The organism is Chelatococcus sp. HY11 (genome assembly GCF_018398335.1).
GTDB lineage: Bacteria > Pseudomonadota > Alphaproteobacteria > Rhizobiales > Beijerinckiaceae > Chelatococcus.
The window spans coordinates 314,918-340,230 of the sequence record NZ_JAHBRX010000002.1; the positions used below are offsets into that span (position 1 = coordinate 314,918).

Below are 25,313 nucleotides of genomic sequence, written 5' to 3' on the forward strand. Positions count from 1 at the left end.
CAAACAAAAGAGGGAGGATATCATGCGGCTTATGAAATATTGGCTGCGCGGCTTGGTCTGCGCAGCATGTCTTGTTTCCGTGCCAGCTATGGCGCAGCTGCGGGACATCAGTATTCCAATCAGCTCGCTCAGTTTCGGCACGGCCGCCATACGCATCGCGAAAGAGCTCGGGCTTTTCGAGAAGCATGGTCTGAATGCCAAGATTATCGTCATGGACAACGCCAATAGCGCGACAACGGCGCTGATCTCAAAATCAGTCGAAGTCGTCCTCTCCGGTCCCGGAGAGCTCGTGGCAGCGCAGGGCCGTGGCCAGAAGGTCGTTGCGATCGCCAATACGTATAATGGTCTGAGTGCATCGCTCGTTCTGGCCAAGGACGTTGCCGAGAAGACCGGGGTATCGCCCAACGCACCTGCCGCTGAACGCTTGAAAGCGCTGGACGGGCTGATTATCGGCTCGACTAGCGCGACCTCGTCCTACACTGTGTCCTTCAAAGGCGCGGCCGAGGCGGTCGGCGCCAATATCCGCTTCACCTACATGGCCCAGCCCGCCATGGTCGCGGCCCTCGAAAAAGGTGCGATCCAGGGCTTCATTGCGGGCGCGCCATTCTGGGGCGTGCCGGTCGTGCGAGACAAAGCGGTGCTATGGCTCAGCGGCCCGAAAGCCGAGCTTCCGCCGCAGAATTTGCCGGCGAGCTCGGTAAGCCTGCAGACCATGCAGGACTTCGCCGCCGCCAATCCCGAGCTGATGAAATCGCTGGCTGCGGTGATCGCTGATCTCGGCAAGGCCATCGAGGAAAGACCGGCCGAGGTCAAGGCCGCTGTCGCCAAGCTTTACCCGGACGTCGATGCCAAGACCCTCGATCTGCTCTATGCCGGCGAGGCGGCGGCATGGAAGGCACGGCCGCTGACTGCCGCCGACATGGCTCACGAAGTAGCCTTCGTGAAATCGACCGGCACATCCCTGCCCCAGATCGATTCCGTTGATCCGGCATCGATGCTGGTGAAGTGAGGACATCTACTCTTGCGAAGGTGATCTTGCGAAGGGCCTGCCCGGTCGAATGATCCGTGTGGGCCTGAGCAGCGCTCTGGGAATAATGGCCGGTGAAACCTGCGTCTTCCAGCAACCGCGCGTGACTACCCCAGCCGCGCCCGGCTCAGAATACGCTTGGCGAGAATCAAATGCGGCCGGTCCAGCATCCGCCCGTCGAGGGCGACGACGCTGGTCGCTTCATCTTGCTCGAACAGGCCCACGATACGGCGCGCGAGATCGACCTGCTCGGGCCTCGGCGTGAACGCCGCATTGATGATCTCGATCTGGTCTGGATGGATAGCCGCTTTGGCCGTGAAGCCATCGCAGGCGGCAAGGGCCGCTTCCGCCCGCAGTCCCTCGCTGTCGCGAAAATCCGTGAAGACTGCGTCGACGGCCGTGGTGCGCGACGACGTTGCCGCGAGCAGGCAGAAGGTGCGGGCCAATTCATACGTCGGAGTATACCGACCCGTGGCGTCGCGATTGGCGACCGCGCCGATGTCGCTCGCAAGGTCCTCGCCGCCCCAGAGCACTCCGGCCAGCCGGGGGGTCCCCTCTCCATAGGTGTTCAGACCGAACATGGAGGCGCCGGTCTCGGTCACGATCGGCAAAACGTTGAGAGTGCCGCGCGGGATGCCGTCGCGCACCTCCAGAGCCGACAGCATGTGGTCGAGGCAGCGCAGATCCTCCGCAGAACGGCATTTCGGCAGCATGATACCGAAGGGCTTCGCCCGCACCACCGCCGCCAGATCCAGAAGCGCATCGTGCGTATCGAGCGCGTTGACGCGAACGAGAAGCATCTTGGCGCTTCCCGCCGCGATGACCTCGCGACAGAGGCCGCGCGCCAATGCGCGGCGCTCCGCCGTCACCGAGTCTTCAAGGTCGAGGATCAACGCGTCGGCCGCGGAAGCGAGCCCCTTGGCGATCTTGCGTTCGCTATCGCCGGGAACAAACAGCAGGGACCTGATGCCGTCCACGATCAGAAGCTTCCCATGCCGAGGAAGCCGTCATGGGGGAAGTCGGCCATGATCTTCTTGCCCACGAGTTCCTTGAGCGTTTCCGTGGTGCCACCGCCGAGCGTGCCGTAGCGGGCGCCACGGTAGAAGCGCGACACCGGATATTCGTCGGTAAACCCATAACCGCCATGCACCTGGATCGCCTCGCTCGTCACGCGTATGGCCATTTCGTTGCAGTACATCTTGGCGAGCGCGGCCTGGTAGGGATCGGGGAAGGGGTTAGCCGTGGCGCAGGCGCGGTAGAGGATGCTGCGGCCGATCTCGATGTCGCGGTACATCTCGGCGAGCTTCCAGCGCATGCCCTGGAATTCGCCGATCGGACGCTTGAAGGCCGTGCGGTCGCGGCAATACTTCACCGCTTCCTCGAAGGCCCCTTCCGCCAGCCCGAGCGACACGCTCGGATTGAGGCAGCGTTGCGTGTTGAAGGCACTGAGGAGGCGGCGGAAGCCGTCCTCGCGGATGACAAGATTTTCGAGCGGTAGCTCGCAGTTTTCGAACGTGATCTCGGCGAGGTTTTCGCCACCCATCGTGTGATAACGCGCCGTGCACTGGAAACCGGGGGTATCGCGCTCGATCAGGACGCAACCGATACCTTCGCGGCCCGGCTGCTTGTTGATGCGCGTGAAGACGACAAACATCTGTGCTTCGTCAACACGGCTGATGAGGGTCTTGGTGCCGTTGAGCACAAGCTTGTCACCCACGATGTCCGTGTTGGTCCGGTAATTCGCCACGTCAGTGCCCGCGTGGGGCTCGGTCATGCACACCGCGAGCATGTTCTCACCCGTGCAGACACCAGGCAGAATCCGCTGTTTGATCGCCTCGGGCGCATAGGTGGAGATGATGCGCACCTGTACGCCGACCTCTCCCATCAACGCCATCGCGGTGACGTAACAGCCCTTGGCGACTTCCTCCAGAACGAGGGCCGTGTCCAGCACGCTGAGGCCTGATCCGCCATATTCTTCCGGCACGGCCATGCCGAGAACGCCGATCGAGGCGAGATCCTTCATGCTATCCCAGGGGAAAGAACCGTCCATGTACTGCAGCGAACGGGGCTTGATCTTCTCCTGGGTCACGGCGCGCACGGTGTTGACCATCTCGCGCTGGTCGGCGGTGAGCTGAAAGTCCATATCCTGCCCTCAATCTAGTTAAATCATTTAATTTTTAGGGCGCAGTTGCCCCACAAAGGGGCAACCACGCGCGGGATCTTCAGGCTATGCGACGGCCCTGGCGGCCAACGACGCTCGTCGGCTGTGTCAGCAGGTTCTGGTAACGCTTGCGAACAAGATGTTCGAGTTCGGTGACATGCGCTTCCATCTTGGCGGCGGCGACCTTGTTGTCGCGCGCGCGGCATGCATCAAGGATGCCCTGGTGGGCCTCGATCACATGCTGCTGGTTGCCGAAGGAGTAGCGGACGCCATGATGCTCACCGGTCGCCAGAATGCTTATGGTCTGCCAGAAAGTCTCCAGCACCTTGTTGCCGCTCGCGCGTGCGATGATGCTATGGAAGATGCGGTTCTCCTCGATAAAGGCCGTCTGGTCCTTGTCAATCGCCTTCATGCGGCGGATGGAGGCCTCCAGCTCGTCGAAGTCCTCCTCCGTGCCATTGATGGCGGCTTCCGAGGCGAGCGCCGGCTCGATCACCTCACGTGCCTTCAGCACGGCGATGAACGGCACATCGTGCAGCCGCAGATAGACGGAAAGCCCATGAGCGAGAATATCCGTGCTCGGCTTCCGCACCATGATACCGCCACGCGGACCGGGCCGGAGCTCCAGCACCCCTTGCGATTCGAGAATGCGCAGGCTCTCCCGCAGCGTCGGACGACTGACGTCAAACTGTGTGAGAAGTTCAGCCTCCGTGCCGAAGGAGCTGCCGGGCGCGAGGCCCGCCGTGATGATCTTGTCCAAGAGGCGCTGCGCGACGTGCTCCGCCTTGCTTTTCGGCATCGTTGGTGAGGCATCCATGGAATCAAGAACCTATCGTGAAAATTGCGGTGGCCGCTTTTCTGCGAAGGCTGCCAGGCCTTCCGCGTAGTCAGCCGATCCAAAGATGGCACTGAGCGCCTGACGCTCCCGTTCCAGTCCTCCCGCCAACGACATCTCGACCCCTTCGTACACGACCTGCTTCAAGGTGCTCGCAGCAGCCGGAGAGCGCGAACCAAGCACCTCCATATATCGCATAACCGCCGCGTCTAGCCCATCGTCTTCCACGCAGAGATTGACAAGGCCGATGTCGTGCGCTCGCGCGGCCGTGATCGGCTCTCCGGAATACATCATATCGAGCGCGCGCGAGACGCCGATGAGCCGTGGCAGGCGTTGCGTCCCCCCCGCCCCGGGAATGGCGCCAATGCGCGCCTCGGTCAGTCCGATCATCGCGCTTGATGCAGCAATGCGAATGTCGCAGCCGAGAGCCAGCTCGCATCCGCCGCCCAGCGCGAGGCCGTTGATCACGGCGATCGTCGGAACGGGCGCGGCCGCGAGGACGTTGACCGCCGCGTTGATCGCCCGGTTATGGGCATGGCGCGCGGCCTCTTCCATGGTTTGCCGCTCCTTGAGATCCGCACCCGCGCAGAACGCCCGCCCCTTCGCCCGCAGGACAATGGCCGTCGCCTTCTCCGTGATCACTTGCTCGATCGTGGCCCGGAGATCGTTGACCATCGCCACGCCCAGCGCGTTGAGGCGCTCGGGCCGGTTCAACCAGATCGCGGCAGCCCCCGTCGCTAGGCGCTCGACGACGATGCTCTGTTCTCGAACCCGTTCTTGGGCTCGCTCCTGCGGCCTCTCCTGGGCCTTTTCTTGCGACGAGAGATCGGGATCAGGCATGACGCACCTCGGACACTACAGGCTGGAATGCCGGCCGTTGTCGCGTGCCGTCGCGCGCCTCCCGCAGCAGGGCATCGCGGAAAGCGGGATGGGCGATCGCCGCCAGTTGCTCCATTCGTCTCGCGAAAGAACACCCCCTGAGGTCGGCGACCCCATATTCGGTGACGACGAGATCGACCTCCGATCGCGCCGTCGTCACGGGGCGCCCGGCGAGCGAGGCGACGATGCGCGAGGTTCGGCCGTCGGGCGTGGTGGAGGGCAAGGCGATGATCGAACGACCACCCGGCGAGAACTGCGCTCCACGTACGAAATCAATCTGTCCCCCCACGGCCCCGAGATAACGGTTCCCCGCCTGTTCCGCGTTGACCTGCCCGGTCAGATCCACCTCGATCGCCGAATTGACGCTGTGGAGGCGATGAAGACGCGCCATGATTTCGGCGTTGTGCGTGTGCGTCGCCGCTCGCAAGGCGATTGTGGGGTTGCCGTTGGCATGCGCGTTCAGGCGATCGCTGCCGAAGAGGCAACCGGTGACGGAAACCCCTTCATCGAAACCCTTATAGGCGTTGGTCACGACCCCTTTTTCAATGAGATCGACCAGCGCATCGGAGACGACGCCGGAGTGGACACCCAGGTCACGATGATTCTTCAAAGCCTGGGCCACCGCGACGGAAAGACCGCCTATCCCGAATTGCACCGTCGCCCTATCCGGAATAGCGGACGCGACATGCCGGGCGACTTCCCGTTCTTCGGTCGACGGCTCGGTATCATGCAGCAGGATCTGGTCCACATCGGCTTCGACCCAGACATCGATGTCCCTGGCCGCGACAAGCGCGTCATGGGCCGTCGCTGGCATGCGCTCATCGAGCTCAGCAACGACGCAACGGGCTTTCTTCACAAGCGCCTGGGTGTAGTCGGCCACGACACCGACGGTGAAATGCCCCGGGACCGGTGACGGACGAACGCGGATGAGCGCGACATCGACAGGCAGCGTTCCGGCTTCGATGAGTCTGGCGATCGATGAGACATGGACGGGAATGACCTCAAGCACACCGGCCGCGGTCAGGCGGCGATTGCTGCCCGCACCATTGAGTCCGGTCAGCTCGAAGCAGTCGGCGCAGTCAGGCGACAATGTATCGCTCGTCACCATACCGATGAACAGGCGCACGGGCGGCAGACTATGCCTGGTCGCGACGAGGCGCTGGGTCAACCCCCGCGGTTCCCCCGACCCTTGAGGCCAAGCAATCGTGTCGCCTGCTCGCAGGATACTGTTGAAATCAAATGACGAGCTCGGCTTCATAAGACGACATGCAACCTTTTTGGACTGTGGCTGTATGATTTCGCGTGGTTTACGCGGGCAAGAGAGGCGAATACTTTGTTTCCGAGAGGCGGATCATGTTGGATCGCCCGCTGAGACACGGTTGCCAGCGCTCTGCCAGGCCAGCGCGCGGCTTTCCACGAGCTTCAGCAGGCCAAGCAGAACAAGGCTGATACACATCAAGACGATAAGGCCAGCAAACACGGCGGCTGTGTTGAAGAACGACGTAGCCTCCTTGATACGGAAGCCTACGCCGGCCTCCGCCGCGACGAATTCACCGACGATCGCTCCGATCAGCGCATAGGGAAGGCCGATACGGATACCGGTAAAGATCCAAACCGCCGAATACGGGATGGCGATCTTCGTCCAGATATCCCACTTGCCGGCCCCCAGAAGGCGCGCATTCTCCACAAGATCGCGGTCGACCTGGCGTGTTCCCTGGTATGTCGTGAAGAAGACCATGAAGAACACAAGCATCGCGGCGAACATAATCTTGTTTGTCGCGCCAATCCCGAACCAAAGGACGAATAGGGGAGCCAGCGCGATTTTCGGAAGGGTATAAAGCGAAAGAATGAATGGCTCGAACAGGTCGCCCAACCGTCTCATCCAGCCAAGAATAAAGCCGATCAACCCACCGGCGACACTCCCGATGACGAAGCCGACGCCAGCTTCAGTCAAGGTCAGCTGCAGATCGATGGCGAGCTGCCCGGATGCGGCCCATCGCCCAAGCTCGGCAGCCACCGCGCTCGGGCTGCTCGTCCAGAATTCGGTGCCGAAGCCGCGCGCCACGATTTCCCAAGCGGCGACGGCCAGGATGGCCAGACCAAACTGGAGAAAGGCGTCAACAGGAAGCGCCCGGCGGCGCTGGGTGCTGCCCGAGGGTATGGAGCCTCCGCTCATGCCACGCGCTCCCTCAATGCACGTCCAAGGCCGCCCAAAGCTCTTTGACGTAAGCTCCGAAGGCAGGATTGGACTGGATGTCTATGACGTCGCGAGGACGTGGCAACTCGATGTCGACGACGCGTTTCGGGCGCCCTGGCCGCCCCGACATGACCACAACGCGATCCGCCAGAGTAATGGCTTCCTGCAGGTCATGCGTCACGAAGACGAAGGTCGCGCCGGTTTCCTGCCACAGCTTGAGAAGCTCGCCATGCATGCGCGTGCGCAACTGCGCGTCAAGGCTGCCGAACGGCTCGTCCATGAGGTAAATATCCGGCTCGTAGGCAAGCGTGCGAGCAATCATCACACGTTGCAGCATGCCGCCCGACAATTGTCGTGGATAGGCCTTCTCGAAGCCACCAAGCCCGACCTTGTCGATGGCGACGCGCACACGCCGCTCGGCCTCCCCCTTGGGGATTCCGCGGAATTCCAGCGGCAGCCGGACATTCGCCTCCACCGTGCGCCACGGCAGGCAGAAGTTCTTCTGGGTGATGTAGCCGACATCGTGGTTGATCGCGGTCACCGCATCGCCCTTGTAGCGCACGACACCCTCAGCCGGACGCAGTGTGCCTGCCACCATGTTCAACAAGGTCGACTTGCCACAACCACTTGGCCCGACGACCGCCAGGAACTCACCCTGCCGGACAGAGAGCGTTGTCGGCCCCATGGCATGGAGCGCGCCGAAACGGGCCACCACGCCGTCAAAGTCGATAGCCACCGGCTCTTCCGACACAGCGTTCATCGGCGATGACTGAAGCCTGTGAACCGACATTGCTCCTCCCAACCATTGCAAAGAATGGTAGTTCCCTGCCCAATTTGAGTCAAATCATTTATATGAAATAGAGCAAATGGAGCCTGATCTCCGGCTTGGCCACCCTGTTCTGCCCATGCGGGTCGTCCGTGGCTTCCCGCACTCGAACAGGCCACGTATTTCGCATCGAGAATGTCCTAACGCGTTATCGCCTCCAGAATAGCAGCGCCGCGCCGTGCCTCATGGAGTTCATCGATTGTCTGCCGCAGCGTGGTCACCGCCGTCCCCGGCCAATCGAGGCCGCTGATCGTCAGGCAATCCGTGAGCTTCGCGTCAAAGTCGGCGAGGGACATGGGTGACTTGGGATGTCCGCGTGGAACATCCACCCTGGCCTCGATCAGGCCCTTGTCTGTTTCAGCAATCAGCTGCGTCGGAGATATATTGCGAGACCAGTTCCGCTCTATCTCAGCATCGAGCTCAGCATTCACCCGCGACGACATGGCGAGGACATCCTCGTCGCGCAGCCCCTCTTCCGTGAAGGCACGCAGCCCCACGGCCCCATTGTGCAAGGCGCAGGCGACCGTATAGGGCAGGCTGAATTGCGCCTGAACGATGGTCGCTGGACGCTTGCGCACAGCAACGGGCGTGCAGACCGCCTCGAAGGCCTGTTTGTTCACGCGCGCGGTGAGCGCGTGAACCGTGGCGCCACGCGCCTCCAACTCGCGCCGGATGATCAGCGCGGCGTCAATGGCCGTGTGATTGAAGCGACAGCAGGGGTAGGGCTTGTAACTCAGATTGAGAAACTCGTAGCGCTCACCCAGGCCGTCCCTCAGCGCGTCCGGATCATAGCGTTCGCGCAGATAGCTGCGGAACAACCCGTCGATACCCTCGAAGGTGTTCTGCGCGCCGCGAATGCCGGCCTTGGTCAGGGCGACCGAGATGAGCCCGGTCTTGGCGGCGAATCCGGGCTGGACCCGCTTGGTCAGCGCCGCATCACGCGTCACCTGATGGGTCCCCGCGGCTTGGCTGTAGGCAACGCCCAAGGCGTTGATGGTCTGATTCCTGTCTAGCCCGGCCACACGTGCGGCCGCGGCGGTCGCCGCGAAATGCCCGAAGAGCGAGGTGTACATAAACCCGCTCTCGATGATGCCGATCGATGTCGCGACGCCAAGCCGGCAAATGAGTTCAAGTCCCGCGACGATGCCGGCGATGAGATCGGCGCCGGTCGCATTCGGATTGAGCTCGGCTGCGGCCACGGCCGCCGGTATGACGGACACACCGGCATGCAGCACAGCGCCGTCATGGGTATCGTCGTAGTCGCGGGCATGCGCCATCATGCCATTCACCCATGCGGCATGATGAGCCGGCACCCGGACGGACGAGCACCAGATGCTCGCCTCGGGCTTGCCGCCCCAATCCGTCACGAGCGCCTTGAGATCGCCGACACCCACAGCCGACGCGCCGGCCGTTGCGCGGGCAAGAGTGTCGAAGAGATTGGCCTTGGCCGCGGCAACCACGGTCTGCGGCATCTGGTCGAGCGTCAACCCGGAGACGAAGGCCGCGTAGTCCGCGGCGAAATCTCCGTCTGCCCTGATATCGTGGATACTGGCTATGTTGGCCATCACTCGTCCTCATTGCGCCTGCCCTCCGGGCAGGCAAACCGCGGAGCGTCGACGCTCCGCGCCAGCCCCGCGTCGTTACTCAGCCTTGATATTGTGCTTGACGGCCAGTTCCCGCCATTTCGCCAATTCCTTGGTCACATGACCACCAAACTCGGACACGCTCATTTCGGCGGGCATCGCACCATGCTTGGCGAGAAATTCTGTCGCCTCCGGAGAGGCCATGACTTTGTTGATACCTTGATTGATCTTTGTCACCACGGCATCCGGTGTCCCGGACGGTGCGAAGACGCCCCACCAGATATCAGCCTCCGCGCCCGCGAAGCCGGCCTCGGCCACCGTGGGCACGTCCGGCAAGGCTTTCGATCGTGTCTTGCTGGCGATGGCGATCGGCTTGGCCTTGTTGCTCGCCACACTGGACAGCACCTGCGTCACGGTGCCGACATAGACGTCTAGGCGCCCGCCGGCCATGTCGACCAGCGCATCGGTGCCGCCCTTGTAGTGAACGGGCTCCATCTTGATACCGGCCACGTCATTGAGGAGTTCGCCTGCGAATTGGGTGGAACTACCGACGCCCGTGGTGCCGTAGAAGACCTTCTGTGCCTTGGCCGCCTTCACAAGGTCCGCGAGATTGGACGTCGGCACGCGCGAGCCGGTGACGATCACCATCTGGCCCAACGCTCCCATGCCGACCGGCTTCAGGTCCTTCACCGGATCGAACGGCAGATTGGCCTGGGTCGCCGCATTGGTGGTGAATGTTCCCGAAACGAAAAGCAGCGTATAGCCATCGGGCTTCGATTGAGCGACATGCGCCGAGCCGATCGCCGAGCCCGCTCCCGGGCGATTTTCGACCACCACGGGCGTGTTCCAGAGCTTCGCCAGGCCGTCGGCGAGATAGCGGCCAATCGTGTCATTCGAGCCCGCGGGCGTGAAGGGGATGACAATCGTCACCCGCTTGGAAGGAAAATCCTGAGCGGCCGCAAGACCAGGAAGAAGGGCTGCACAAGCAAATAGAACAACTCCGAGGATGCGTTTCATCTTGTCCTCCCGTCAACAGTTATATTTATGGTCTTCGCCGTGTGTACGGCGCCTTTTCGGCCGGTTACGCGGCCTCACATCTCTTCGCGAAGAATTGCGTCACGCTCCCGCCGCATCTTGGGAAGCGTCGCCGCCACCAAAAGCACCGCCGCCAGCAGCAGGAAGCACAAGGATATCGGCTCCCGGACAAAAATGGTGAAATCGCCCTGCGACAGCACCATCGCCCGTCTGAAATTCTCCTCAAGCAGCGGCCCGAGCACGAAGCCCAGAACCAACGGCGCCGGTTCACATTCGAGCTTGCGAAAAGCATAGCCGGCGAGGCCGAAACCCGCGGCTAAAAAGAGGTCGAATGTCGAGAACTGCACGGAATAGACGCCGAGGCAGCAAAACAAAAGGATCGCGGGATAAAGCACGCCGTAGGGTATGCGCAGCAATCGTACCCAAAGCCCAACGAGCGGAAGATTGAGGATGATCAGTATAAGGTTGCCGATCCACATCGAAACAATGAGACCCCAGAACAGGTCCGGATTGCTCGTCATGACCTGCGGGCCTGGCTGAATATTGTGCATGACCATCGCACCAAGCATCAAGGCCATGGTGGGGCTGCCGGGGATGCCGAGCGTGAGCGTCGGGATGAACGCCGTCTGCGCTGCCGCGTTATTCGCAGATTCCGGGCCGGCGACCCCCTCGATCGCTCCCTTCCCGAGCTGGCTGCGGAAGCGCGAGACCTTCTTCTCCAGGCTGTAGGAAAAGAACGAAGACAGGGACAATCCCGCCCCTGGCAGAATGCCAAGGAGCGTGCCAATCGAGGTGCCGCGCAGGATGGCGGGAGTCATCCGCTTAAAATCCTCCGCATTGGGCATGAGGCGCCCCATGTTTTCCGTGAAGGTCTCACGGCTCGCGTCGTTCTCGAGACTTGCGATCACTTCGCCAAAGGCGAAGAGGCCAACTGCGATGACGATGAAATCTATGCCCTCCCAGAGATTGGGCGTCCCGAACGTGAAACGCTGCACGCCGGAATTGAGATCGGTACCGACGGTGCCAAGAATAACCCCGATCAGGATCATGCCGATCGCCTTCAGCACCGACCCGGAAGCGAGCGATACAGCTCCGATGAGGCCGACGACCATCAGGGAGAAGTATTCCGCTCCGCCGAACCGAAAAGCGACGCTCGCGAGCGGCGCGGCAAAGGCCGCCAGCACAAGCGTTCCCACACATCCCGCGAAGAACGAGCCGATGGCCGCCGTTGCGATCGCGACGCCCGCCCGCCCCTGACGGGCCATCTGATAGCCATCGAGCACGGTAACGACCGAGGACGTCTCGCCCGGGAGGTTGACCAGGATAGCGGTGGTCGAGCCACCGTAGGCCGCGCCGTAGTAAATACCCGCGAGCATGATGAGCGCCGCCGTCGGATCCAACCCGAACGTGAAGGGGAGCAGCATGGAGATGGTCGCGAGCGGCCCGAGGCCAGGCAGCACCCCGATCAGCGTTCCGAGCAGACAGCCCGCGAACGCGTAGAGCAGGTTCTGCAGCGAAAGCGCGGTCCCGAAGCCGATCAGCAGATTGCCGAAGAGGTCCATCAAGCGCTCCTAAAGGCTCAGATCCGGCGGCAGCAGGGGCACCTGAAGTCCAAGGATCACGATGAAGATGATCCAGGACAAGGCGAGCAGAGCGGCGCTCGACAGCAAGGCGCTACGCCATGAAAAAGCGCTGTGGGCCAGGCTGGAGACGACGATCAACACCGGCAGCGCGATGACCAGCCCGGCCCGCTCGATCAGCAAGCCGAACAGCACGACCGAAAGCAGGATAAGGACGACGCTCCTGACTGGCCACTGCTCGAGCTGGGAACGTGCTGTCGTGCGCAAGAGCGCGGACGCAAGAACGCAGACGCCGGTCAGCGCCAGCGCCAGACCAAGCCCCAGGGGAAAATATCCCGGGCCCATGCGGGCCGCGCTCCCGATCGCGTAGTGTGTCGCGCCAAAGGCGACAGCCGCACCAAAGCCGATGAAAAAAACCCCGGTCAGGATGTTTTTCTTGTCACTGACATTCATGGCGTCGCCCTGCTCCGACCGCTTCGGCGATCGCGAGCCGGCGCGCCGCTATTTCGCGGAGCCGTCAGTCGTGACGCCGTTGCACATGACAACCGAGATGAAAGGATCAAAGATGGCAGCGCCAGGACAGCGCGGCCCGATGCCCCCTCATGATGCCTCCCGCATTGCGGAGCCTTCGGTCCGCCTTCTTCCTATTCAATGTAATCATTTAACTGAATATGGTCAAATCCCATCGCGCCACGACGTTCCCGGCGCTGGGATGACCGGCCGTTAAAACCTGCTGCACCGTTGAAATGAGCCGGAACTGGCCTCTTGTTCCGGCGGAATTCCAGCCAGGATGGCGGCGTCCATCTCCCTGACCGATCAAGCCGCCTTGAGCACGCTCCAGACTTTGAGGGAGACGGACGGTTCCAAAGAAGTGAATGAATGTTTTCGTCTTTTCCTTCGCGAAGCTAGGCCGGAACAGACGCGCTTGCTCTGGGCCTCGGCGCGCCGTGCCCGTGCCGACGATCGCCATAAGAAAGGCCGAGGCGATTGATCGCCTCGGCCTGAAAGATCATCCCGTGATGCAGGAACCCGAAAACGCCCGATCCGGGTTCGTCACGAACTTCCGTCGCTGTCCTACAGCTTCACCGCGAATTCGGCGGCCGTCTTGGCCTTGACCTCGTCGAGGCTGACGCCGGGCGCGAGTTCGGTGAGTTGCAGCGTTTCCCCACGCGCCGGGAAGCTGAACAGGGCCAGGTCGGTGATGACCACGTCGACCACCTGGCGTCCTGTCAGCGGCAGGCTGCAGTCCTTCACGAGCTTTGACGTGCCGGCCTTGTCCACATGCTCCATCAGCACGATGATGCGCTTGGCGCCGGCGACGAGATCCATCGCGCCGCCCATGCCCTTCACGACCTTGCCCGGCACCATCCAGTTCGCGAGGTCGCCGCGCTCCGACACCTCCATCGCGCCGAGGATCGACAGGTCGATATGCCCGCCGCGCACCATCGCGAAGCTGTCGGCGCTCGAGAAATAGGACGACTCCGGGATCTCCGTCACCGTCTGCTTGCCCGCGTTGATGAGGTCGGGATCGGCCTCGCCCTCATAGGGAAACGGCCCGATGCCCAAGAGCCCGTTCTCGCTCTGCAGCGTCACCGTCAGGCCGGGCGCGATGCAATTCGCGACGAGCGTCGGAATGCCGATGCCCAGGTTCACATAAAAGCCGTCGCGCAGCTCCGCCGCCGCCCGCGCCGCCATCTCCTCGCGTGACCACGCCATCAGTTCGCTCCCGCTTCTGCCGCCGGCCGCGGACGCGTCGTCTCGCGCTCGATCCGCTTCTCGTAGTCATGCCCCTCGACGATCCGGTCGACATAGATCCCGGGCGTATGGATATTGTCAGGGTCGAGGCTGCCGATCGGCACGATCTCCTCGACCTCGGCCACCGTCACCTTCGCCGCCGTCGCCATCATCGGGTTGAAGTTGCGCGCGGTCTTCCGGTAGATCAGATTGCCCTCGGCATCGCCCTTCCAGGCCTTGACGATGGCGAGATCGGCGGTGAGCCCGGTCTCCATCACATAGTCCTCGCCGTTGAACTGGCGGACTTCCTTGCCCTCGGCGACGATCGTGCCGACGCCGGTGCGCGTGAAGAAGGCCGGAATGCCGGCCCCGCCTGCCCGGATACGCTCGGCGAGCGTCCCTTGCGGGTTGAACTCGAGCTCAAGCTCACCCGACAGGTAAAGCTTCTCGAACAGCTTGTTCTCGCCGACATAGGACGAGACCATCTTCTTGATCTGGCCCTTGCCGAGCAGGATGCCGAGCCCGAAATCATCCACCCCGCAGTTATTGGAGATGAAGGTCAGATCCTTCGTCCCCTTGCGCGCGATCGCCGTGATCAGATGCTCGGGGATGCCGCACAGGCCGAAGCCGCCCGCCATGATCACCATCCCGTCGAACAGAACGTCGTCCAATGCCGACGATCCGTCCTTGTAACGCTTATCCCGCATGTACCCTCCCTCACCTCGATCCTTCGATCGCGGTGCTCGCTTGCTTGCTTCCGGCAATCGCGCCCTTCGCAAGGCTATCCGATACCGCTCATGCTGCATGGGCACAATCGCGTCCGATCGCTTTCGCCTATGCAGCAATCTGCCCGAAGATAACGACAAAGTGAAACAAGGCAAATGGCATGTGGAGGCGGGACGTTGGAAGCGGCAGACGAATTCGCCGAGCCCGGATCATTTCCACCCTGTGATCGAGAGACGCATCCAGCAGATCGCCCGGTACGGGCAGCCCCATCATTCCCTTGCCTCTCATGGCAAAAGGCCAAGTCGACGGGCGCCGGCTGCGTTCTATTCCGCGTCAGTTCGCGCCTGCGGTCTCCAGCAGACGCGCCATATTGCCGCCGAGCACGCGCGGCAGGTCAATTGGTGCAAAAGGGCCATGACGCGTCAGCAGCGTGAGGCATTGCGTGTAGGTCATATGCTTGCGCGACACGGGAAAGTCCGAGCCCCACACCACCCGCTCAGGTCCGAACGCGGCGGCAATATCCGAGAGGATCCATTGCAGCGGGGTATAGGGAAAATCCTGATCCGGCGCGGCGACATTGCCGAGCCCGGAATATTTGATGTGGATGTTCGGGCGAGCCGCCGCCGCCAACACGAGGTCCCTCCCATTGGCCGTCACCGCCGTACGTGGGCCGAGAAAAGCGAAATGGTGGAGGAGAATCGGCAGATCGGGATAACGCTCCGCAAGTTCGACGACGGCGGGCATCTGGTGGGGCAGCACCGAGAGGCTGAGAATGAGCCGCCGGGCGGCGGCGATCCCAAAAAAAGCAAGTCCCTCCGTCGCCGTCAGCCAGCTCGCGTCATCCGCTTCATCAAGATAATGAGTGAAGCCCTTGAAATCCCAGCGTGAAAGTGCGTTTTCCAGCCGTTGAGCGGCGCCGGGTCTGTGATAGTCCGCCGACCAGCGGCAATCGATATCGGGAAAGACTTCAAAACGCCCGGGATGGGCCTCAGCGACGCGATAGGCGTAGTCGACATTGCCAGGATTGTCGCCGATGCCAGCGCAGATGATCACAGCGCTGGCGACAGCATGGACATCCATCTCATAGACGAGCTCACCGGCCCGGCCGCGCGCCGCCGCGTGTGGGCTCGCCGGCTCATAGGGCCAGTTCTCCCAGACATGGCAATGGCTGTCGATGATCACGCCGGCACCTTGAGCGTTGCCGCGCGATCGAGTTCAGCGCTGATCGCCAGCTGGATGGCAGCCGCCGAGGTCGTCGGTTCGCTTGGGCGCAGGGGACCTGCAATCGCGCGGAGCGGCTCGATCTGGTAGAGGCCAACCGCGCCATCCGCCGGAAGATAACGCTCGGGCGAGGCCGTCTGTTCGTCGAGGTTCCAGGGCTTATCCGGATCCGGCGAAGGCACGGCCTCGATCAGCGCGCGTGTATAGGGATGCGCTGGGCGATGGATGACATCCTCGGCGCGCCCCACCTCCATGACGTGGCCGCCATGCAGCACGACGATCGAATCCGCGACCTGATAGGCGGTCGTCAGATCGTGGGTCACATAGATGAGTGAGATGCCGAGATTGCGATTCATCTCGTAGAGGATGGCCAGGATCGTCGAGCGCAGGGAGGCATCGACCATCGACACCGGCTCATCCGCCAGGATGATGGCGGGATCGAGCAGCAGCGCCCGCGCGATCATCACACGCTGGCGCTGGCCGCCGGACAACTGGTGCGGATATTTGCCGAGCGTCTCTGACGGCTTCAGGCCGACACTCGTGAGCGTCTTTTCGATCTTCGCATAGGCCTCGTCCCTCGATTTCACGAGGCCGAACAGCTTGAGCGGCGTCAGGAGCGGATGGTCAATCCGATAGAACGGATTGAAGACATCGAAGGGGTCCTGGAAAATCGCCTGCACCTCACGCCGGAAAGCGGTGAGCAGGGCCTGATCCCCCGTGGCGATCGGCTTCCCGTCATAGAGGACAGCCCCACGCGTCGGCTGCTGGAAACCGAGCAAAAGCCGGATGAGCGTGGTCTTGCCGCTGCCGCTCTCGCCCACCACGGCGGTGATAGTGGGGCGCCCGCCACCGACCGCCAGGGATATGTTGGACAGCGCCCGCTTCTGAACGCCGTGACCGGCGAAAAAGACGACATCCGCGTCGCGGACTTCGAGAACTTTCGCCATCACACTTCTCCGACCTGCAGCGCCGGCGCCTTCGCGGAGCGGAAACTCGCGAGGCGATCGAATGATGGAAGCGATTCGATCAGCATCCGGGTGTAGGGATGCTGAGGACGTGTGAAGATCTCCCGCACAGGTCCGGTCTCCACCAATTCGCCACGATACATCACGCCGAGACGGCTGACGAAATGCGCCATCAGCGCCATGTCATGGCCGATAAGCACGATCGCCGCGCCGAGATCCTTCTGCACGCGGCCGAGGGTGGCGAGCACCTGCTTCTGCACCATCACGTCGAGCGCGCTGGTCGGCTCGTCCGCGAGAATGAGGCTGGGCTTGAGCGCGATCGACATGGCGATGCACACGCGCTGCTTCATGCCGCCCGAGAGTTCATGCGGGAAGCGATCCTGCACTTCGGGTGCGAGCCCCACCCGCCTTAGAAGGTCGCCGATAACGCGGCGCCTTTCCTCCGAGGTATGACGCACGCCGTGATCCGAAAAGATGTCGCCGATCTGCCGGCCGATGCGCAGCACCGGATTGAGCGAACTCATCGCCCCCTGGGGCACCAGCGACATCTCGGCAAAGCGAATGTCGCGGTAATGCGCGTCGGGCACCTTGGCGAGGTCCTTGCCATTCAGCAGCAGTTGACCACCGGTGATCATGCCGCCGCGCAGCATGCGCATCAGCGCCAGAATGGTCGTGGACTTGCCCGAACCGGATTCGCCGACGAGCCCGAAGCGCTCGCCGGCCTCCAGCGAGAAACTCACATCGCGCACGGCATGAAAGGGCCCACGCGGCGTGCGGTATTCGACGGTGAGATTGCGGATATCGAGCACAGTCATGAGCCGTTCGCCACGCGCTTGTTCACGAAGGAATCGAGGCCGACGGAGGTCAGCATGAGGCCGATGAAAATCAGCGATATCAGGAGGATGGGCGGCGCCCACCACCACCACATGCCGCGCAGGATGGCGCCATAGAACTGCGCCCAGTAGATCGTCGTGCCGAGCGTCAATTCCTTCTGCGGCCCAAGCCCGAGCGCCTCCAGACCGATCGTCGCGAGCATCGCGTTCGACACCGCGATCACGAAGCTCGCCGCGATGAAGGGCAGAAGATTGGGCAGGATCTCCACGAAGACGAGCCGGGCCGTCGAGGAGCCGTTGAGGCGCGCGATCTGCACATAGCCCCGCTCGCGCAGGGAGAGCGTCTGGGCGCGGATGGTCCGGGTGGTCACCATCCAGGAGAGCGAGGCCACGATGACCGCCATGATGGCGACCGTCATCTCGCGCACATTGGCCGCGACGAGCACCAGGATAGCAATGCCGGGAATGGTCATCATCACGTCGGAGGCGAGCCGGATCACCGTGTCGGCCACACCGCCCGCGAAGCCCGAGATCAGGCCAAGGGCCACCCCGAAGGAGAGGCTGATGAGGCCGGCCACAAGGCCGATCTTGAGCGTCTGCGGCATGGCGAGCATCAGCACCGTCACCATGTCGCGTCCCTGCGAATCCGTGCCCAGCCAATGCGCGGCGGAGGGCGGCTGCCGTGGCAGCGTGGCGCCGACACGCGCCAGCGCATCGTCGACGACGAGGGGGCCGACAAGAGCCGCGCAGCACAACAGGGCAAGGATGATCAATCCGAAGGCGAGCGGCGGATTGCGGCTGAAGCCGGCGAGGCGGTTGGGCAGCACGGCCATCAGTCCCTCCCCGTCGTGATGCGCGGATCGATGAGCGGATAGGCGAGATCGAGAATGAACATGGCAATGGCGATCGACACCGAGAGCAGCAGCACGATGCCCTGGATCACGAAATAATCATTGGCCTGGATAGCCTGATAGAGGCGGAACCCGATGCCCGGATAGGAGAAGATGACCTCCACCAGGATGGCGCCGGAGACGATGTGACCGAGCGTCATCGCCAGTTTCGTGAGTTGCGGCAGCAGCGCGTTGCGCAGGCCGTACCATCGGAAGATCCGGCGTGGTTTGAGGCCCTTGGCTTCCGCCAGGGTGATGTAGTCCTCGCCGAGCACGCTCACCATCATGCCGCGCATACCGAGCGCCCAGGCGCCGATCTCGGCGAGGATGATGGAAGCGGCCGGCAGGGTTCCGTGCCAGGCGATCGCCGTCAGCGTCTGCCAGTTGAACCCAACTGACTGGCCGAAGGGCATGCCGCCGCCGGCGGGAAACCAGCGGAAGACGATGGCGAAGAGGTAGAGGAGCACCATGCCGATGAGGAAGTAGGGAACCGACGAGAACAGGATGAGGCCGGTGCCGAAGACACGTGTCACGCGCGGCGTCCGCGGCCAGCCGAGCAATCCCCCGAGCCAGGTTCCGATGACGAAGCTGACCAGTGTGGCAAAACCGAGCAGCCCCAGCGTCCAGGGAAGCCCCGCGAGAATGGCGTGCGAGACACGCTCGGGATAGGCGGCGAGCGACACGCCAAGATCCAGGCTGAAGACCGCCTTCCAATAGGACAGATATTGCGCGAAGAGCGGCTGATCGAGCCCGAAGCGGGCGCGGTAGGCTTCCACCATCGCGCTGATATCGCCGCCGCCGCCACCTGTCGCGAGCAGCTGGTTGAGCTGAGCCTCCACCGGGTCGCCGGGCATCAGCCGGGGCAGGAGAAAGTTGATCGACACCGCGAGCACGATGACGAGAAGCATCATGCCGAAGCGGCGCGCGACATACTGTGCATACATTGTCAGCTCTCCGGCTCAGAGGACGAGCGCTTCGAGCGCTTTTTCCGTCAGGCCGAGGCCGAAGCCCGGTTCATCGCTCGGCACGAGCCAACCGTTCTCCGGCACGGCCATCCCCGGAAAGACACGTGCGTCCGCGAGCGGCTGCCCGGGCGCCGAGCCGACAAAGAACTCGCCCCAGCGCATATTGGCGCTGGCGAAGGTGAGATGCTGGCCATAGGGCGTGTTCATGCCGGCATGGAGCATGACCTTGATACCGGCGGCTTCCGCGATGTGGTTGATGCGCATGCAGCCCGTGAGGCCCGCCGCCCAGCAGATGTCCGGCTGGAAGACGTCGAGCAGCTGGCGGTTCGCGGCCTCGAGAAACTGCGCGGGAAGATACCAGTGCTCACCTCCCGCCAGCGTCATCCACGGCAGGCGGCTGCGCAGGGCGGCGTGGGCCTCCATCGGCTCGGGCAGGAGCGCGTCCTCGATCCAGCCGAGGTTGTAGGGCTTCAGGCGCTCGGCGAGGCGGACGGCGAAATCGACGTCGAGCGCCAGCCAGCAATCGAGAAGGATCTCGACATCCGCGCCGACAAGCGCCCGGGTGCGCGCCACGAGTTCCTCATTACGGGCGAGCCCGTCGAGGCCGGAGAATGCGCCATAGGGCAGCGCCAGTTTCGTGGCGCGGAAACCAAGCTCCATATGCCAGTCGGTATCATTGCCCGTGGCATAGCAGAACATGCGGTCATGGGCCGGGCCGCCGGCGAGCGCATAGACCGGCGCCTTCAGCATCTTGCCCTTGAGGTCCCACAGGGCGAGGTCGACCGCGCTGATCGCATAGGCGCTGAGCCCACCCGAGCCATAGGGCGAGGACGCGCGCATCATGATATCCCAGGCGCGCTCCGTGGCGAGCGCGTCCTCGCCCGCCAGGAGGCCGGCGAAATGATCGTTGATCAGCGCGATCGCCGGCTGGCCATGGCGCGTGACGCCGAAGCCCGTCGTGCCATCCTCGGCCGTCACCAGACAGCCGACCGATCCGTCGAAACGCCAGCTCGAACGCTTGGCCTTGAAGCGCGGATAGCCTGACAACGGCCCGGCGACTTCCGCGTCGCGCGTCCAGGGCGGCCTCGTCGCGGTCGCGCCGTTCGCCAGTTTGCCTTCCTTGTAGAGCGCGCCGACCATCTCATTGCGGATGGGAAAGGCGCGGACTTCCTTAATTTTCACCACGGCGATCTCACGCGAAAAGGGCCTCGGACAGACGTATCCGGCGAGCGGAGGCTCCAGGCCCCTAGTGCCCCTAGTGCCCCAAGTGCCCCGGGTGCCCAGGTGCCCCGGGAGCCTCCGCTCTTGCCGGTCACTGCTTCGGCTGCAGGCGATGGATGACGAGCGCAAAGCCTTCCCACGGCAGGGGCTGGGCTACATAGGGCTGCGCCGACGACGGAAAGCCGGTCCAGTAAGTGGTGTTGAACGGCTGCGTCTGGATTTCCTCGAAAAGGGCGATCTCCGGCAGGTCACGGGCGATGATCGCGGTTGCTTGCTTGGCGAGGGCGACATAATCCGCGTCCTTCGGCGAGGGCTGCTTCGCCTCGAGCTTGTCGAGGATAGCGTCAAGCTCGGGATTGGCGTAGCGGGTCGGCGCGCGCAGGTTCTTCGCGGCCTCGCCCTCCTTCGGCGCGTATTTCGAGTGGAAATGCTCCAGCGTCTGCCAGGGGTCATAGAGGCTGCCACAATGGGGATAGACGCTGAGCCCGAAATTGCCCGCCGTGAGCGCCTCGGTCTGCGCGGTGCTCTGCTGGACGTTCACCACCGTATCGAAGCCCGCCGAGCGGAGCTGCTCGCCAAGCACCGGCCCCACGGGGTCACCCTGGCCGACCGACACACGTATCTCCAGCGGGGAGCCGTCAGGCAGCTGCCAGCGCCCGGCGGAATTCTTCTTGTAACCGGCTTTCGTCAGGATCTCGGCGACCCGCTCGACGCTGCGCTTGTCGAGTGCGGCGGCCTGGATGATGTCACCCATGCCGTCGACATAGTCGAGCATGCCACGATAAGAGGAGAACGGCAGCACGGCCTTCTTCACCGAGCCCTCATAGGCGAGGTTCACGATCTGGTCCCGATCGATCGCCGCATTGACCGCCTGGCGCAGAGCCACGTCATTGAAGGGCGGCTTCTGGACATTGAAGCGGATGCCGATGACGCACCCGTTCGGGGCGCCCCACACCGGCCCCTGAGCGTTCCAGGCCGTGAGATTGGGGTTCTGGACCTTGATGGCCTCGAACACGCCCGACTGGATATTCCGGCCGATATCGATCTGGTTCGTCGCATAGAGCTGCGGCATGGCCTCCGCCGTCGCCGGCACATAGATGACGCGCTCGACCTTCGGCATCTCCTTGACGAGCCCCACGTCCTTCGCCCACCAGTTGTCGCGGCGATCGAAGAACAAGGAACTCGCATCCGCCTTCACGAGCTTGTAGGGGCCCGTGCCGACAGGCAGACCCTTGGCCAGATCGAAATTGGCGAAAGTCTTCGGATCCTTGCCCTCCCAGATATGCTTGGGCACCACGACAAAGCGCGTCGATTGTCCTGTCGCGAGGAAGTCGGCGGCCCAGCGCGGTCCCGGCTTCTTCAGCTTGATGGTGACGGTCAGCGGATCGACGACTTTCGCGGAATCGACCCACTCGGCGATGGCCGAGGAGAACAACAGATCCGGCGCCGCGCCCTTCAGCATATCGAAGGTGAAGACGACGTCTTCGGCCGTCAGCGGCTTGCCGTCGCTCCACCTCACACCATCGCGCAGCTTCACCGTGAGTTCGGTGAAGTCCTTGTTGTAGGTATAGCTTTCGGCGATCCAGGGGATCAGCTCATTGGTGAAATGGTTCGTATAGAACAGTGATTCATAGACCGTATAGTGCAGGTTATTGCGCTGATGCAGCAGAACACCCGCATAGGGATTGAAGTTATCGATCGACGGGACCTGATTGTAGAAATCCCATCCTTGGCTGATCAAGGTGCGGTTGCGCGGGACCTTGGGCAGATCCTGCGCAACCGCTTCCCCCACCCCCCAAACGATCGCCGCTGATGCGGCACCTGCCATCAGCCAGCGTCCCAACCCATGCTGTCTTTTCATTGTCCTGCCTCCCTCCCATATCCTGTCGCGGACGTGCGCCGCGCGGTTTTCTCTCGGTCAAGATCGTGTCGCTCATCGCGGCCTGCGGGACTGGCACCCGCGCGGTTCGCGATGTAGCGATCACGCGTCGCGGACGGCGTCCGGATGGACGCCCGTGTCGAATTCCATGTGAAAGACGTGCTCGAGCGGCTCCCTGAGAGGCTGGTCGCCAGCCATCTCCAGCACGTCGGCCATATAACCGCGCCAACGGATGATCACCGGATCTTCCGGGACGTTCGGGTCCAGCGCGTGACGGCGGAAGAGATGCCCAAAAACCATACGGTTCGGCTCATTCAGGAAGATATCATAGCTCACCACGCCGGACGCGCGGAGCGCGCGGAGCATCTCCGGCCATATCTCGGCGTGGCGGCGCTTGTATTCTTCCGTTTTCCCCGGGCGAACACGTAGAACAAACCCGGATACATGAAGGCCTAGATCACCCATGGTCAGCCTTGCCTCCCAAGGATGGGCCGAGGCGCGCCGCCGGCGGTGACCGATTGCAGGAGCGCGGCGATGGTCGCCGCCGTTCTCGCGCCGATTGTGCCGGGCGACAGATTGGCCCCCCGCCCCAGCGCGAGATCAACCAGCGCATTCACCGGCCCATCGCAACGATAGATCCAGTCGCCCTCCGTGAGCGGCAGACGCTCCACCTCACCGGAAAAGCGCTTGATCTCGCATTCATCGCGATCGAACGCGGCGGTCAGCATGCCGGCGTCGCCGGTAATGAACAGGCGCAGGAGGCCACGATTGCCCTGGGGCATGGCCGCCGCACCGGAGATGCTGGCCACCGCGCCATTGGTGAAGCGCAAGGCGCCCGCCTCAGCGATATCGACACGGTCCGGGGACACCGCGAAGGCGGTGATCGTGCCCGGCTCCAGGCCCGTCAGGAAATACATCATCGCCAGGGCATGGGAGAGCTGGCCATAGGCGAAGCCGCCGCCATTCGCGGGATCCTGCCACGTCGAGCGGTCGGGGCGGAAGAAGGTCGTGCGCCAGGAATCCAGTCCCCGCTCGCCCGTGAAGACATCCCGCGTGGCCGAAATGAAGCTCACCATGACATGCTCGATGGCACCGACAGCGCCTTCCGCGATGCGCCGGCGGAGATCGTCGACCCTCGGCAGATACTGGTAGCCATTGGCTGTCACGAGATGACGTCCCCGTGCCTCGGCCTTCGCGACAAGATCCCAGGCTTCCGCCGGGTCAAGCGTCAGAGGCTTCTCGCACAACACATGAGCGCCGGCTTCGAGGGCAGCCGCGGCATGCCGGTAGTGCAGCTGATGCGGTGAAGCGACGACGACGATGTCGGGTTTTCGCGCCAGCACATCCTCGAAGCGCTCTGAGGCGAAGACAAAGCCGAAGTGGTCGCGGACGCGTTCCAGCTCGTCCCGCCCGAGACGACAGACGCCATCAAGAACAACTTCGGGCCGCGCGGCCAGCGCCGGAATATGATTCTGGGCGGCATACCAGCCGGCGCCGATGACGGCGGCACGCAATTGAGGCTCCGGCAATCCCCCCTCCTGATCACAACGATGGGCAGCTATGGATAGCGCTGTCCATTTCGACATACGGAAACCACGGCCCGGTGATTTTTTCTATGACAGCAGCGCTTTTCGAGATACAAGAAGTGCAGATGGACATCGTTATCCATGAGCAGAATGAGTAGGCCTTGAGCGAATTCGAGTCAAGTCGGCAATCGGGCATGGAGAACCGCGCAAGTTCGGCGCCCGTTCGCCTGGAAGATGTCGCGGCCGCCGCCGGTGTTTCGACGATCACCGCGTCGCGCTGCATCAGTAATCCCGGACGCGTTTCCGAGCGCACGCGCAAGCATGTCCTGAAGGTCGCGAGCGCCATGGGCTATGTCCCCAATCTCGTAGCCTCCAGCCTGGTGTCAGCCCGGTCAAACGTCATCGGCGTCGTGGTGCCAACCTTGGCCAACCCGATCCACGGGATGGTGCTGCAGGGCGCCGCCGACATTCTGGAGCCCGCCGGCTACAAGCTGCTTCTCGGCAATTCGCATTTCCATCGCGGCAACGAGCTCGAGCTGGTGCGCACGTTCCTTGGCCATCGCGTCGATGGCATCCTCCTGACAGGAAAGGACCATGCCGACGAATGTCTGGAGTTGCTTCGCCGCTCCGGCACGCCGCTGGTCGAGATGTTCGACTACAATCCAGCACCACTCGACATGAGCGTGGGCTCGTCAAATTACGATGCGGGCGCCTCTCTTGGCCAGTATCTCCTGGCGCGCGGTCGCAAGCATCTCGCCTATGTCGGGCATACGGGGCTCGACGACAGCCGCATGATGGCTCGTCTCGAGGGGTTGCAATCCGTCTGTGAGGCCCACGACGCGCCACCCCCGAGGCACTACGAGATCACCAGCGATCCGGGCTCCGGCAATGGCGGCGAAGTCGTCGGCACAATCCTGCGCGATGCGCCGGAGGTCGATGCCGTTGTCTTCGCGGGTCACCAGGTGGCCGTCGGCGCCATCCGCCATGCACTCGACATCGGTATCGATGTACCGGGGCGGCTGGCGATCGCCGGCTTCGGTGAATCCCCGATCGCCCGGTGGATCTCCCCGTCGCTCACCACGGTGCAGTTCCCCGTGCGTGAGACAGGCGTTGAAGCCGGCAAACTGTTGCTCGGCCGCCTTCAAGGCCAGGCGCCGGCGCAACGCGCCGTCAGGCTGAGCTTCGAGATCCTCAGCCGCGAGAGCGCCTGACCTGTTGTCATCACCGGAT

The 25,313-nt window shown here is 63.1% G+C and carries 24 protein-coding genes; 2 read left to right on the plus strand and 22 right to left on the minus strand.

What is annotated here, in order from left to right; all coding sequences use genetic code 11:
- The first annotated feature begins 22 nt into the window (after positions 1–22).
- The gene (locus KIO74_RS22500) at positions 23–1,009 is read left to right on the plus strand and encodes an ABC transporter substrate-binding protein (RefSeq protein WP_213336892.1); all 987 of its coding nucleotides are present in this window, start codon (positions 23–25) and stop codon (positions 1,007–1,009) included.
- Between the two features lie 125 nt (positions 1,010–1,134).
- Here the strand turns inward: KIO74_RS22500 and KIO74_RS22505 are convergent, their stop codons facing one another.
- The 22 genes from KIO74_RS22505 to KIO74_RS22610 all read right to left on the minus strand — a co-directional run bounded on the left by KIO74_RS22505 (position 1,135) and on the right by KIO74_RS22610 (position 24,086).
- Positions 1,135–2,004 carry an HpcH/HpaI aldolase/citrate lyase family protein gene (locus KIO74_RS22505; RefSeq protein ID WP_291978321.1) on the minus strand — a complete coding sequence of 290 codons (870 nt, stop codon included), beginning with the start codon at positions 2,002–2,004 and terminating at the stop codon, positions 1,135–1,137.
- Positions 2,005–2,006: 2 nt separating this feature from the next.
- Positions 2,007–3,170: an acyl-CoA dehydrogenase family protein gene (locus KIO74_RS22510; protein ID WP_213336894.1), complete on the minus strand. Its 1,164-nt coding sequence runs from the start codon at positions 3,168–3,170 to the stop codon at positions 2,007–2,009.
- A gap of 79 nt (positions 3,171–3,249) precedes the next feature.
- Positions 3,250–3,987 (minus strand): FadR/GntR family transcriptional regulator, encoded by a 738-nt coding sequence (locus KIO74_RS22515; protein ID WP_213336896.1) that lies wholly within the window; start codon positions 3,985–3,987, stop codon positions 3,250–3,252.
- 30 nt (positions 3,988–4,017) lie between these two features.
- Positions 4,018–4,863 (minus strand): enoyl-CoA hydratase/isomerase family protein, encoded by an 846-nt coding sequence (locus tag KIO74_RS22520; protein WP_213336898.1) that lies wholly within the window; start codon positions 4,861–4,863, stop codon positions 4,018–4,020.
- Complete coding sequence (locus tag KIO74_RS22525) at positions 4,856–6,160, minus strand: acetyl-CoA hydrolase/transferase family protein (protein WP_502762125.1); 1,305 nt, start codon at positions 6,158–6,160, stop codon at positions 4,856–4,858. The genes KIO74_RS22520 and KIO74_RS22525 overlap by 8 nt, the downstream gene beginning before the upstream one ends.
- 93 nt (positions 6,161–6,253) lie before the next feature.
- Positions 6,254–7,078: an ABC transporter permease gene (locus KIO74_RS22530; RefSeq protein WP_213336904.1), complete on the minus strand. Its 825-nt coding sequence runs from the start codon at positions 7,076–7,078 to the stop codon at positions 6,254–6,256.
- A gap of 13 nt (positions 7,079–7,091) precedes the next feature.
- A complete protein-coding gene (locus tag KIO74_RS22535; protein ID WP_249731438.1) occupies positions 7,092–7,889 on the minus strand; it encodes an ABC transporter ATP-binding protein in 798 nt (265 codons plus the stop codon).
- 176 nt (positions 7,890–8,065) lie between these two features.
- A complete protein-coding gene (locus tag KIO74_RS22540) occupies positions 8,066–9,490 on the minus strand; it encodes an MmgE/PrpD family protein (protein WP_213336907.1) in 1,425 nt (474 codons plus the stop codon).
- Positions 9,491–9,565: 75 nt separating this feature from the next.
- Positions 9,566–10,525 carry a Bug family tripartite tricarboxylate transporter substrate binding protein gene (locus KIO74_RS22545; protein ID WP_213336910.1) on the minus strand — a complete coding sequence of 320 codons (960 nt, stop codon included), beginning with the start codon at positions 10,523–10,525 and terminating at the stop codon, positions 9,566–9,568.
- Between the two features lie 74 nt (positions 10,526–10,599).
- Entirely contained in the window at positions 10,600–12,105 is a 1,506-nt protein-coding gene (locus KIO74_RS22550; RefSeq protein ID WP_213336913.1) for a tripartite tricarboxylate transporter permease, read from the minus strand.
- Positions 12,106–12,114: 9 nt separating this feature from the next.
- Positions 12,115–12,576 carry a tripartite tricarboxylate transporter TctB family protein gene (locus tag KIO74_RS22555; RefSeq protein ID WP_213336916.1) on the minus strand — a complete coding sequence of 154 codons (462 nt, stop codon included), beginning with the start codon at positions 12,574–12,576 and terminating at the stop codon, positions 12,115–12,117.
- Positions 12,577–13,197: 621 nt separating this feature from the next.
- A complete protein-coding gene (locus KIO74_RS22560; protein ID WP_213336918.1) occupies positions 13,198–13,839 on the minus strand; it encodes a 3-oxoacid CoA-transferase subunit B in 642 nt (213 codons plus the stop codon).
- Positions 13,839–14,564, minus strand: coding sequence for a CoA transferase subunit A (locus KIO74_RS22565; protein ID WP_213336920.1), 726 nt, complete (start codon positions 14,562–14,564; stop codon positions 13,839–13,841). The genes KIO74_RS22560 and KIO74_RS22565 overlap by 1 nt, the downstream gene beginning before the upstream one ends.
- Before the next feature lie 352 nt (positions 14,565–14,916).
- Positions 14,917–15,765, minus strand: a complete 849-nt coding sequence (locus tag KIO74_RS22570; protein WP_213336922.1) for an amidohydrolase family protein — start codon at positions 15,763–15,765, stop codon at positions 14,917–14,919.
- Positions 15,762–16,751, minus strand: a complete 990-nt coding sequence (locus KIO74_RS22575; RefSeq protein ID WP_213336924.1) for an ABC transporter ATP-binding protein — start codon at positions 16,749–16,751, stop codon at positions 15,762–15,764. The genes KIO74_RS22570 and KIO74_RS22575 overlap by 4 nt, the downstream gene beginning before the upstream one ends.
- Entirely contained in the window at positions 16,751–17,584 is an 834-nt protein-coding gene (locus KIO74_RS22580) for an ABC transporter ATP-binding protein (RefSeq protein WP_213336926.1), read from the minus strand. The genes KIO74_RS22575 and KIO74_RS22580 overlap by 1 nt, the downstream gene beginning before the upstream one ends.
- Positions 17,581–18,435, minus strand: a complete 855-nt coding sequence (locus KIO74_RS22585; RefSeq protein WP_213336928.1) for an ABC transporter permease — start codon at positions 18,433–18,435, stop codon at positions 17,581–17,583. The genes KIO74_RS22580 and KIO74_RS22585 overlap by 4 nt, the downstream gene beginning before the upstream one ends.
- Complete coding sequence (locus KIO74_RS22590; RefSeq protein ID WP_213336930.1) at positions 18,435–19,436, minus strand: ABC transporter permease; 1,002 nt, start codon at positions 19,434–19,436, stop codon at positions 18,435–18,437. The genes KIO74_RS22585 and KIO74_RS22590 overlap by 1 nt, the downstream gene beginning before the upstream one ends.
- Positions 19,437–19,451: 15 nt before the next feature.
- The gene (locus KIO74_RS22595) at positions 19,452–20,642 is read right to left on the minus strand and encodes an enolase C-terminal domain-like protein (RefSeq protein WP_213336932.1); all 1,191 of its coding nucleotides are present in this window, start codon (positions 20,640–20,642) and stop codon (positions 19,452–19,454) included.
- Between the two features lie 127 nt (positions 20,643–20,769).
- Positions 20,770–22,539 (minus strand): ABC transporter substrate-binding protein, encoded by a 1,770-nt coding sequence (locus KIO74_RS22600; protein WP_213336934.1) that lies wholly within the window; start codon positions 22,537–22,539, stop codon positions 20,770–20,772.
- 120 nt (positions 22,540–22,659) lie between these two features.
- Complete coding sequence (locus tag KIO74_RS22605) at positions 22,660–23,022, minus strand: L-rhamnose mutarotase (RefSeq protein ID WP_213336936.1); 363 nt, start codon at positions 23,020–23,022, stop codon at positions 22,660–22,662.
- Positions 23,023–23,024: 2 nt separating this feature from the next.
- On the minus strand, positions 23,025–24,086 hold the full coding sequence (locus KIO74_RS22610) for a Gfo/Idh/MocA family protein (protein ID WP_213336937.1): 1,062 nt from the start codon (positions 24,084–24,086) through the stop codon (positions 23,025–23,027).
- A 158-nt stretch (positions 24,087–24,244) separates the two neighbouring features.
- Between KIO74_RS22610 and KIO74_RS22615 the strand changes: the two genes are divergently transcribed.
- A complete protein-coding gene (locus tag KIO74_RS22615) occupies positions 24,245–25,294 on the plus strand; it encodes a LacI family DNA-binding transcriptional regulator (RefSeq protein ID WP_213336939.1) in 1,050 nt (349 codons plus the stop codon).
- Positions 25,295–25,313 lie beyond the last annotated feature (19 nt).

What these genes read in the sequence shown, in the direction of transcription:
- KIO74_RS22600 (WP_213336934.1), bottom strand. Translation starts at nt 22,539, where the DNA reads ATGAAAAGACAGCATGGGTTGGGACGCTGGCTGATGGCAGGTGCCGCA.
- KIO74_RS22550 (WP_213336913.1), bottom strand. Translation starts at nt 12,105, where the DNA reads ATGGACCTCTTCGGCAATCTGCTGATCGGCTTCGGGACCGCGCTTTCG.
- KIO74_RS22525 (WP_502762125.1), bottom strand. Translation starts at nt 6,160, where the DNA reads ATGAAGCCGAGCTCGTCATTTGATTTCAACAGTATCCTGCGAGCAGGC.
- KIO74_RS22560 (WP_213336918.1), bottom strand. Translation starts at nt 13,839, where the DNA reads ATGGCGTGGTCACGCGAGGAGATGGCGGCGCGGGCGGCGGCGGAGCTG.
- KIO74_RS22605 (WP_213336936.1), bottom strand. Translation starts at nt 23,022, where the DNA reads ATGGGTGATCTAGGCCTTCATGTATCCGGGTTTGTTCTACGTGTTCGC.
- KIO74_RS22500 (WP_213336892.1), top strand. Translation starts at nt 23, where the DNA reads ATGCGGCTTATGAAATATTGGCTGCGCGGCTTGGTCTGCGCAGCATGT.
- KIO74_RS22565 (WP_213336920.1), bottom strand. Translation starts at nt 14,564, where the DNA reads ATGCGGGATAAGCGTTACAAGGACGGATCGTCGGCATTGGACGACGTT.
- KIO74_RS22515 (WP_213336896.1), bottom strand. Translation starts at nt 3,987, where the DNA reads ATGCCGAAAAGCAAGGCGGAGCACGTCGCGCAGCGCCTCTTGGACAAG.
- KIO74_RS22540 (WP_213336907.1), bottom strand. Translation starts at nt 9,490, where the DNA reads ATGGCCAACATAGCCAGTATCCACGATATCAGGGCAGACGGAGATTTC.
- KIO74_RS22590 (WP_213336930.1), bottom strand. Translation starts at nt 19,436, where the DNA reads ATGTATGCACAGTATGTCGCGCGCCGCTTCGGCATGATGCTTCTCGTC.
- KIO74_RS22585 (WP_213336928.1), bottom strand. Translation starts at nt 18,435, where the DNA reads ATGGCCGTGCTGCCCAACCGCCTCGCCGGCTTCAGCCGCAATCCGCCG.
- KIO74_RS22580 (WP_213336926.1), bottom strand. Translation starts at nt 17,584, where the DNA reads ATGACTGTGCTCGATATCCGCAATCTCACCGTCGAATACCGCACGCCG.
- KIO74_RS22530 (WP_213336904.1), bottom strand. Translation starts at nt 7,078, where the DNA reads ATGAGCGGAGGCTCCATACCCTCGGGCAGCACCCAGCGCCGCCGGGCG.
- KIO74_RS22545 (WP_213336910.1), bottom strand. Translation starts at nt 10,525, where the DNA reads ATGAAACGCATCCTCGGAGTTGTTCTATTTGCTTGTGCAGCCCTTCTT.
- KIO74_RS22575 (WP_213336924.1), bottom strand. Translation starts at nt 16,751, where the DNA reads ATGGCGAAAGTTCTCGAAGTCCGCGACGCGGATGTCGTCTTTTTCGCC.
- KIO74_RS22555 (WP_213336916.1), bottom strand. Translation starts at nt 12,576, where the DNA reads ATGAATGTCAGTGACAAGAAAAACATCCTGACCGGGGTTTTTTTCATC.
- KIO74_RS22510 (WP_213336894.1), bottom strand. Translation starts at nt 3,170, where the DNA reads ATGGACTTTCAGCTCACCGCCGACCAGCGCGAGATGGTCAACACCGTG.
- KIO74_RS22520 (WP_213336898.1), bottom strand. Translation starts at nt 4,863, where the DNA reads ATGCCTGATCCCGATCTCTCGTCGCAAGAAAAGGCCCAGGAGAGGCCG.
- KIO74_RS22535 (WP_249731438.1), bottom strand. Translation starts at nt 7,889, where the DNA reads ATGTCGGTTCACAGGCTTCAGTCATCGCCGATGAACGCTGTGTCGGAA.